1 protein-coding gene and 1 pseudogene are annotated in these 9,182 nt (G+C 38.6%); both read right to left on the reverse strand.

Features of this window, described 5'->3' with window-relative positions; translation table 11 throughout:
- A pseudogene (locus tag HMPREF2732_RS02715) lies at positions 1 to 7,197 on the reverse strand (hemagglutinin repeat-containing protein); the annotation flags it as partial.
- Between the two features lie 70 nt (positions 7,198 to 7,267).
- A complete protein-coding gene (locus tag HMPREF2732_RS02720; RefSeq protein ID WP_070590901.1) occupies positions 7,268 to 9,043 on the reverse strand; it encodes a ShlB/FhaC/HecB family hemolysin secretion/activation protein in 1,776 nt (591 codons plus the stop codon).
- Between the last annotated feature and the right edge of the window lie 139 nt (positions 9,044 to 9,182).

Genomic DNA, 9,182 nt, shown 5'->3' on the forward strand with positions numbered 1-9,182 from the left:
AGCTCTTTTTGAACATCATCTTTATTAAAACGGTTCTCTAATTTGCCACTTTGACTTGGTGCACTCTCTGTAGTGATATCGGTTTTAATCGCAGCAATTTCTTCTTGTACCGTTTTGCCTGTACGTTTTAATTGCTCTGCTTCATCTTTAATAATGATATTTTGTGTATTAATACCACTTTTTGTTGTGCTAGATTGGCTATCGGAATCTTTACCATAGCCCATGCCATAGGAGAATTGGAGAGATTCCTTGCCTTCAGCCAATTTCTTGGTGTTCTCTTGTCCATCTACTCCTTTAGAATTAACAGTTGTGTTGCCATTTTTATCGGTATAAAGCAGATTACCATCTTTATCTGTGGCTTGTTTTGTACTTTGAGCTGCACCATTTTCGCCAAATGGTGTTTCAAAGTTAGCTGACACACTGCCACTTACACCAAAACTGCTGCCACTATAATTTGAGTGATTTTCAATATCTGAATGAGTCAGGCTACCAGTGCTAAAATGATTTTTACCATCTGCTTCTGCCTTTTGTGTAGAGGTAATCAATGCACCTTTAAGATCGGTATGCTTATTAACATTAATATCATAGCCTTCATCTCCGGCATAAATTCCTGCCTGTTCATTCACGCTTGCATGATCAGCATTGATTTTCGATTTATTGAAACTACCACCTGCGGCAAAACCATAGCCTACTGTCACACTACCTTGCATATTCATCTGTTTACCATGGTAGCGAGATTTATCTTGCAAACTCTCAATATTCAAGTTTTCAGCATTAAGTTCTACTCGTTTGCCTTTTACTTGGCTACCAATAATATTGGCATCACCACCTGCATGAATCACTGTTTTACTTTGGCTATCACCTACATGGCTTGCGACATAAGTGGTTTCATCACCATTGCCATAGCCTTTCCGTAATTACCACCTACTGTAATACCTGCAGCAACACCACTGCCAACTTTAATAGCAACTCCTGCATTAAAGCCAGAAGATTTATTGGTACTACGTTCTTGGTGGTTTTGTTCTGTGGCTTTGATATTGACTTGGTTATCTGCAATCAATGTTGTGCCTTGCTTACCTGAGATGTCTGAACCTTCAATATTAATGTTTGAATCCTTTCCAGCACCCGTTGCCACAATATTCACCTTGCCGCCCGCATTAACTTGAGATTGGGCTGCGGTTTTTCCTTCAGTATGAGTACGTGATTCGCTCTTTTGTTGGCCGTAAGTGATTTGCACCCCTACTACGGAATCCACATCGCTATTACTCATTGCTTTTTGAATAGAGTCGCCAGCTTTCATTACGCTATCAGCTGCCCGATAAGCATCAAAACCAGCATTAGCTGCTGCCATAGCATTCACACGACCATGCTTACTTTCACCTACTTGTCTAGTTGATTGCACTGCACCTTGTACTGCTTGAATAGCAGAAATAACAGGGGAGGTAATAGCAATAGTTAAACCTTTTTGCTCAAATTTTTGTTTGGTATTGGTTTCATATTTGTCATCTGCCGCTTTAATATCAGCTTTTTTCGCCAGAATATTCACATCGCCTTTAATGGCACTCACTGCACTCGCTGTTTGAGTATAAGTGTCTTTAGCAATCATCGTCGTATTGCCGTTTAAGCTGCCCACTTGGCTACTTTGTGCATAACGCTTCGTTTCGTCACTTTCTGCGGTTTGCTTTTGAGAACCAAAGGTAATACCAATACCACCACTAAGCGCTCCAGATCTTTTTTTGCTGTAATAATCATCGGAGTAAACTCGGTTCTCTGCCTCGTGTATATCAATATTATTTGCTTTAATAACCAATCCATTTTCAGCTACAGCATTTGAACCCTGAATATCGACATTACCATTATTCGAATGAATATAAATTTTATCTGCATCTAAGGTTGAGCCCTCTGCAATATCATAATTATGATTATGACGACGAGTTTCGCCTTTTGATTGGAATACACCATGCTTAGTCCATTTTGTTGCCTCTGATAAACGTTCTTGCTGACGACTTTCATGAATATTAATATCACCTTCTGAAAGCACGCTCATTGTGCCATTACTGACCGCAGAAGCCCCGCGCATTTCAATAGCATTTTTACCAACAAAACGAGCATCGCCTTCAATATTAAATTCTGACCCAATCTCATTATTCTGGTTGAGTTTATAATAGTTATTACTGTCTTTTACAAAATATTGTTTATTTTCAGTTTCTACCGTACCAACATTAAGCGTATTGCCAGCTTGAATATCCGCATTCCCTTTCACATTAATCTGTGCACCTTTGAAGGTAATATCTTCCGTGGCTTGTAATAACAACTGCCCTGGATTATTTTTCTCTCCTACATTAATTGCACCAACACGATTAATCGTTTTATGCTTAAAGTGTTCATTATCTGCTGTTTCAGAAAGTGTGCTGGAAATGTTGATATTTTTCGCATGACCAACCAAATTTTCTGTAGCGTTAAGTTCACCCCCTAAATTATCTAGGCGATTTTTCGCAAACAAATAAAGTTCTCTGCCTTGCAGTTTTCCACCCAAGTTTTCAATATTATTGGCACTTAAGTGGGTAAGGTTACGACCTGCAATCACACCACTATTTTTCATATCGCCTTGCGTATTGATAATCACATCATTTGCAGAAATCACTGCACCACGACTGTCAATATCCGTATTACGCCCAACAATATAAACTTGTGGTACCAATACCTCTGCTTTACTACCATCTTTGAGTGTAACTTCACGTTTAACCATCCACACCATATCAGATGTTAGTTCTTTCATCTGTTCTGATGTTAATGCTACGCCTGGAATCAAATTTAAACGCTTAGCATATTGTGCCCCATTATCCATCAGAGCTTTATATTGATCATAATCTGATAAATACCCATCAAGGAAACGTCTTCCTGTCAGCTTATTAACTTGCTCATTCACCAAGCGTTGCTCATAGAAACCATCACCTAAACGTTTAAGCAAATTTTGAGGATCATTGCGTAATTGCTTAAACATATAATCAGAACTTAGCCATTTTGATTTCTGTGTAAAACGTGGATCTGTTTCAACTAAAAACTGTCCTGATGCTGCTGGGTTAATTTTATAAAGACTTGCCTGTGGTAATGAAATATCCGGTAAGTGTGTTTTTATACCAAGATTATCTTTATTTTTTACCAAACCAGAGGTAAGCGCTGCTAAATCAACACGATTTGCATTGAGATCTGTTTTTAAAGGTGTTTTCTGTTCAAGAGATACTCCTTGAAAATCAGATTTACCATTAACAGTTGTCCCTGTTTTTTCGACAGGTTCACCAATTGTCAATAATTTCAAACCAAAACTAAAATCTTGGGTTGGATGAACATCAGTAAAATCTTTGTAATTGTGATAGTGGTAATATTTTTTTCTTTTTCTTCTGATATGTTTTTCTTGAACAAATTCACCTTGATCTGTGATATCAATATTACCGATTAAATCATCATTTTCTAACTTAGATTTTGAGCTACGCAACCGATCATTTGTCGATTGAGTAAAGACTTTATCATCCAGTAGCACTTTCTGTCCCACAAGAATTTGGCTCTGTTTATTATGAAGATCTTCTCCAGAAAGATGCAATTCCCCACCTATTAAGATTTTTGCTGGATCTTGATGTTCAATTGTAGAAGTTGTTGTTGTACGAGTATAATGCCATCTTTTCCAGCCTTCCCCCGCAATTCTCGAACCATCATTCAATTTAAGATAAGAATGGCGACTTCTGCTTCCATCATTGATATAGAAATAGCCATCTCTACCTCCACGGTAACGATGTGTATCACTTCCTAACGAATATTCATCAATTCGTTCTTTTTCTACTTTTTTACCTAATTTTAGGTGTAAATCTTGGTTTAAAAGATGATGTGTCTTAATCCAACCACTTCCTAAAGCTTCAATTGTCGCACTACCGTTATCAATACTATTTGCATAACCAGTAGCTTGATTATTTTCATTCAACTTCCCACCAATATAGATATCACCTAAACTCATAATAAGTGAATGATTACGGTTTACTAGATTACCAACACCTAAATCAAGTCTCTCGCGAGCAGCGATAGTCGCTGCTGTTCCGTCAGAGTTCTCAAGATTATTTAAATTATTTGCTTGAATGGCAAGATGACTACCATAAATACGTGCAGTACCGATATTATTGACATCATTGGCTTTAATCACTGTGGTGTCACCATCTATTAAACCAAAGTTATCCAGTTTATTGGCTTGAATGCGAGTGTTTATCGAGGAAATTTCTGCATTAGCATTATTTTGAATAGTCGCGCCTTCAACTGATGCTGAATTACCTACCACAAGGTTAGAATTATTAACAAAATCACCTTTTGTTTTAAAAGTAAGATTATTACCTACACCAAAGGCTTTATTAAGCGTAAAGCTATCATTTAACTCAATACCCAAATCACCTTTTGTTCTAATCGAACCTTCATCCGCTAATGTTTTGGCTTGTAATGTTGTGCCAATCACCGATTCAATTTTTCCTAGTGCATTATTTACAACCAAGGTTAAATCTGGATTTACAATATCAACTCGACCAGCCGATAAAATCTCACCTTGTTGGTTATCAAGAGATTGATTAACTGTAATATTTGCTGATTTTCCTGCATAAATACCACCAGATTGGTTTTCAATATGCTCTGCATTTATTACTAAATTAGTTGTTTGAATACCTTGAGTAGGGGTATCTTGTTTAGCTTTTGTATTTTTATTATTTACATTTGTAACATTTAACACTAAACGATTTGTTGCACTAACCAAAGAGCCTTTATCACCTTCAGACTGGTTATCCATCTTGGTCAAATTTAATGTTGCATTCACACTTTGAACAATGCCACCTTTGTTATTTAAATTTGTACCAGATAATGTTAAATCCTGAGATGAAATTACACCTTGTGCATTATTTATTGCAGCAGAAGAAATCGCTGCTGTTTTCGCTGAAATATCACCTTGTGTATTATTCAAATTTTGGGTTTGAATCGTTAAATCAGACTCTCCCTGAATCACTCCTTTAAGGTTATTTAAATCATTTGCAAGCAATGTCGCACGAGAAACAGATGAAATAATGCCATCTTGGTTGTGTAAATTTTCTGTCTTTAATGATAGTTCACCTTGGTTATAAACAATACCACGCTGATTATTAAATTGATTAATTGATAAATCTGCGCGATTTCCGACAATTAACTTCCCTTCCTCATTATTAACTTGCTGTGCAGCCAATAAAACCTGTCCACCTAACATTTCACCTTTTTGGTTATTCAAGGTTGAAGTACTAATATCAAGACTATTTTTTCCAAATAAATAACCAGATTGAGACTCTATATGTCCTGCATTTGTGTTAAGTTTCACACCTTGATTTGACCAAATCACACCTTGATTATTTTGAATTAATGGCGTTTGAACAGAAAGCGTACCTTCTGCGACAATTTTTCCTTCAGTATTGTCTAATCCCTTTTGTACATTTAATGCAAAAGCTTCGGCGCCACGTTGAATCCAACTGCCCTGATGATTATTAAGTTGAACACTATCCACCACAAAATGATCAGCATTCAAATGTGCATTTTCAGTTGAAATAAGATTTGGGTTGCTTAATGTTGTTTTTCCTTCGCTATATAGCGTTGTTTTATTCAGATTTAAAGCTGATTGAGCAGATTGGAGAGCGATGCGATCTCCACTTAATTGACTATCAGATAAATCAACCATTTCCGCTCTCACATTAATCTCACCACTCGCTAGATGTTTTGCTTTGGATGAAATGGTCTTTTCAGCTGAAAGAGTAAGATTTGCACCTTGTGCATGTTGAGTATCTAGAGAACGAATCTCACCTTGCGTAGTATCCTGTACCGTAACGCCAGCAGCAACTAAAGCACCACTTTTTACTTCAATATTTTTTGCCTGATACTGAATATCGCCCTTAGCAACAGTTTCACCGGTTTGAGTAACTTTATCCTTAGCTTGAACAAAGCTCCCCCCTTGATGTGAAACAATTGAACCATGCTGCTCTACTCGAGTTTGTGAGCGCAATGCAACATTCCCCTGTTTAGTTTCAACTTTACCTTTATTTTCAATAACCTTTTCTGCATTAAGATCAGCTTGGTAAGTTGCGCTAATTACCCCTTCATTAACAATACGTCCTTGACTATCAATCTTCACATCACCCGCTGATGCACCAATATGCCCTGCATTGCGTACACCAAGACCTTGGCCGTTATCCACCAAATGGATTTTCTCTGAATACATCCCACCTAATTGGCTCACATCCACGCTGTAGCTTTGGTTTTCGCCTTGGGTATCGGAAGTGTGGTCGGTTTTATCGGTGATTTTATCGCCCACATACACAACTGAATCATTGGTGCGGTCAACGTTGTTTTTACCAGTGGTAACTTTAATGCCTTTCTTCGACCAAACACCACCATTGATTTCCGCTTTCTCAGCGATAATATCGGTGTAATCAGATTGGCTGTTATCCATCCCTTTTTGGCCAACAGTCACCTTACCGCCTTTACGCGATAGCCTTTCAACTCACCATTTTCTACATCAGCTTTACCGGTTGTCAGCGTGGTACGTCCAGCATTAATCACACCACAACCATCACATTGGATACCGCTTGGGTTGGCAATCACCACATCTGCTTTTTTGCCTGCGACTTCTACATAACCTTTTAAACGGCTTGGATTCGCTGAATTGACCTCGTTAAGAATGACTTTCGCTTCACCGCGAGCAAGATTCGGGTTACCTTGCACCCATCCTGCCATTTGCGTTTGGGCTGCTTTGCGGGCATTGTTTAACACAGCGCCTTTTTCTGCCACATCAAATTGTGAATATTGGTTACGTGATACCCCACCTGCACTTGGTGTTTGAATATTTACCTGCGGTAAACCATTGCCGGTTTGAAGTACGGTAGGTTGTTGATTACCTGGTGCAGATTTATCAGCACGAATTGCCATATCTTCTGCATGAACAGAAGGCGATAAGAAGACAAAGCCTAATGCCAACATTAAGCTAAAATGAATAGGATTAAGTGAAAGTGCGGTTGAAAACAATCCTGTTTTTTCTTGTTCTGAGCTCACATTTTCACTTTGCGCTTTACCTTGAGATTTTGCCAACTCAGAGACCACCACAAGCTGGTTTAATACACGGCTAAAAATCACTTTATAATGACGTTTATTCATTTTTTAATTTCCTTTAAAGTTTTAAATTCTGTTTGGTTTTAATCAATTTATTCATCTAAAAGCGTGAGCATTAAAAACGGTAGCTCACATTAAATCCGGTTGTCACATGACTAGTTCTAAATCCTTCCGGTTTTTTAATTGGAACACCCACAAAATAATCATAGTTAATGCCCCATAATTTACCGCGAAGTCCAATTGCACCACCCATTAAGCTGTCACCAATTTGAAGCTCTTCTTGGCTAGAGTGCACCTTGCCTCGGTCTATTCCTAAATAAAGCTCATGTCCTTTATTGGCAATATTCCAACCGAGCTCATTTCGCCATAACCAACCTTTTTCACCGGAAAGTGATAGCTCACCATCAAACCCTCGCACGGTATAACGACCACCAATACTAAATTTATCTTGTTGTGTTAAAGGTGTACCGTTCCATTGTCCACTCCAGCTGGTGTTAAAGCGGAAAGGTTGATTGCCGATAGTGAAAGGATAGGTAAAATCAATGCCTGCAGTAAAAATCTGCATGCGAGAAGTGCCTTCACCAAATTCCTCTTCCGGAGCAGGTAAGGCTTTATTCCCACCCGTACCACGTTTATAGTTCGCAAACAGTTGTAACACTGTTTCGCCAATGTATTGGGTGTGATTAAGTCCCACTTCCCAACCAGCGGTACGACGACGTTGCACTTCAATTTCGGTGTCATTGATGTAGTTATGCGATTTTTTCGTCCATAACGCGGCATTCACATAGGTTTTATGAAGACTTCCACGAGTTAATAAGCGACTTAAATTCGCTTTCATTTGTTGGCTTTCACCCGAATAGGTGTAAGACTCAAATGCGCCCGCTACCGTTTGGTGATAAGAATATTTTGAACCGGAAAGCGTTAAGAGATAGTTCTTCCAAGGAATGGAATAATAGAGACTGACATTTTTACTGCCATAATCGCCTTCCGCATCATCGCTATCACGTTTAAAGCTACGTGTACCACTGATATAGAACATATCATTAAGTGTTAGCACGTTATCCCAAGAAAACGTAGCTGAACCTTGTAAACGACCCGTAGCTTTACTGCCTGAATCATCTAATCCTAAGGTTAAATGAAAAGGTAAGCTTTGCTTATAAGCAATCACCACGTCTGTTTCACCTACTGCATCCGTTGGCACAAGCTCCATATTCGCATCAGCACTCGGTACACGTTTTAAGTTTTCTAAACCTTGTTCAATATTGCGAATATTTAATATATCCCCCTGCGCCATTGGCATGGCAAACCATAAGGTACCACGGGTGGCAAACGGAATCGCACTTTGGTCTTGTAATTGAATACGACCTACTTTACCCGGAATCACAGTGAGTACGAGCATACCTGAACGTAAATCCTGTGGCTCCACCACCACGCGTGTCGTGACATAACCAAAATCAATTAAACGATTTTGAATACGGCGAAGTAATACGTTAATCCCCTCCGAGCCAATACAAGCCGGCAGCGCAAAATCACGCTCAGCATAAACTGACTTTAATGCCCAAGAGAATCGGCTTGGTTGGATTAATTTAAGAGAAGACGCTGATGAATTTTCTTCTTCAGCTTGATAATCGGTCAGTACCAATTGATTGATAGGAAAACATTGTGCTTCATTCTGTGGAAAGCCACGAGAGGCTTCTTTTTCACCCTCTAAACGCACATTCGCGGATTGCGTTTGCTGGGCTAAAATAGCCGCATCTTGTTCAGCTTGTTGCCTCTGTTGTTTGGCATCGATTTGTTTTTCTACATCTGCATTTGGTGAGCTTGGCGCCGCCAACGCGAAAGAGGAAATAAATAATAAACTAGAAAGAAAAGAGCGAGATAAGTTCTTCATTATACTTCAGAGATTAAGTTATTGATAAATCTGCGATATGATATCAAAACTTGTTTTAAAATTCTATAAACTCATATTCTCAATAAAAAAGTGCGGTCAGTTTTTAAGAGGTTTTAAAACTCTTTGAAAATTGACCACA

Origin of the sequence: Haemophilus sp. HMSC061E01 (assembly GCF_001810345.1) — a bacterium.
Taxonomy (GTDB): domain Bacteria; phylum Pseudomonadota; class Gammaproteobacteria; order Enterobacterales; family Pasteurellaceae; genus Haemophilus_D.